This is a genomic window from Cupriavidus sp. UYPR2.512, from assembly GCF_000379565.1.
GTDB lineage: Bacteria > Pseudomonadota > Gammaproteobacteria > Burkholderiales > Burkholderiaceae > Cupriavidus.
The window spans coordinates 1-1,495 of sequence record NZ_KB903082.1; the positions used below are offsets into that span (position 1 = coordinate 1).

1 pseudogene is annotated in these 1,495 nt (G+C 61.0%); it reads left to right on the plus strand.

Annotated features, from left to right (window positions below):
- Nucleotides 1–92: 92 nt before the first annotated feature.
- A pseudogene (locus A3A5_RS39095) lies at nt 93–1,344 on the plus strand (IS256 family transposase).
- Nucleotides 1,345–1,495: the final 151 nt, after the last annotated feature.

The following is a 1,495-nucleotide window of genomic DNA, read 5'->3' on the forward strand; positions in this document are numbered from 1 at the left end:
CTTCTGTCGCCTATATTTCCGACTGCTGAGTAAAGATTCGGACCTGTCAGAAATTTTGTGTTTAGGGCATAACATGTCGCCAAGGAGCATGTATGCCACGCAAAACCAAGACGAGCCAGGCCGCCGACCGTGAGCTGCCGACTATCCCCGAGGACCTAATCGCCCATTTCGTAAAGGGCCCGATGACCGCCGAGGCGGTTCAGGACGCCTCGATGGCGTTCAAGAAGGCCCTGATCGAGCGGGCCCTGGGAGCTGAGCTTGGCCATCATCTGGGCTATGCACCGGGCGCCGAGCGCCCGGCTGGCACGGCCAATCAGCGCAATGGCAAGAGCGCCAAGACGGTCTTGACCGATGACGGCCCGCTGCGGGTGGACATCCCGCGCGACCGCGATGGCAGCGATCCTGATTCCCAAGCACGAGCGGCGCTTCACGGGGTTCGACGACAAGATCATCGCCATGTACGCCCGCGGCATGACCGTGCGCGAGATCCAGGCGTTTCTGGCCGAGCAGTACGGCACCGAGGTCTCGCCCGAGTTCATCAGTTCGGTGACCGATGCGGTGATGGACGAAGTGACCGCCTGGCAGGCCCGTCCGCTGGAGGCGATGTATCCGGTGGTGTTCTTCGACGCGCTGCGGGTCAAGATGCGCGAGGACGGCGTGGTGCGCAACAAGGCCGTCTACCTGGCTTTGGGCGTGCTGCCGGACGGCACACGCGACATCCTGGGCCTGTGGATCGAGACCACCGAAGGCGCCAAGTTCTGGATGAAAGTATTCAATGACTTGAGGACCCGCGGCACGCAGGACATCCTGATCGCGGTCACCGATGGCCTCCGGGGCATGGAACAGGCATTGAACGCGGTGTTCCCCCACACGACGCTGCAGACCTGCATCGTGCACCTGATCCGCAATAGCCTGGAGTACGCCAGTTGGAAGGAGCGCCGAGCCGTGGCAGCGGCGCTCAAGCCCGTGTACACAGCGCCCACCGTGGAGGCGGCGTTGGCCGAGTTGGCGGCCTTCGAGCAAGGGCAATGGGGTCAGCGGTACGCACCGATCGTCGCATCCTGGCGGCGCGCCTGGGATCAGGTGATTCCGTTCTTTGCGTTCCCGCCGGCGATCCGCAAGATCATCTACACGACAAACGCCATTGAGAGCATCAACGCCCAATTGCGCAAGATCATCAAGACTCGGGGTCACTTCCCCAGCGACGAGGCGGCAACCAAACTGCTGTGGCTGGCGCTGCGCAACATCACCGGCAAGTGGGGCAGCTCGACCCATGACTGGAAGGCTGCCATGAACCAGTTTGCGATCCTCTATGAGGAGCGCTTCACCCAACCGCATCATTGAGATAATGCTGGCTCACCGATCAAATTAACGGTGAGCCTTTACCTGCCCTGCACACAAAAAAATGGTTCGTCAGGAAAAAGTGTGGGTTGACGAAGGCTCAGGAAGATTGCCAAGTGCATGATATAGCGCGATTTCCGTCGCCCTGAAGGTT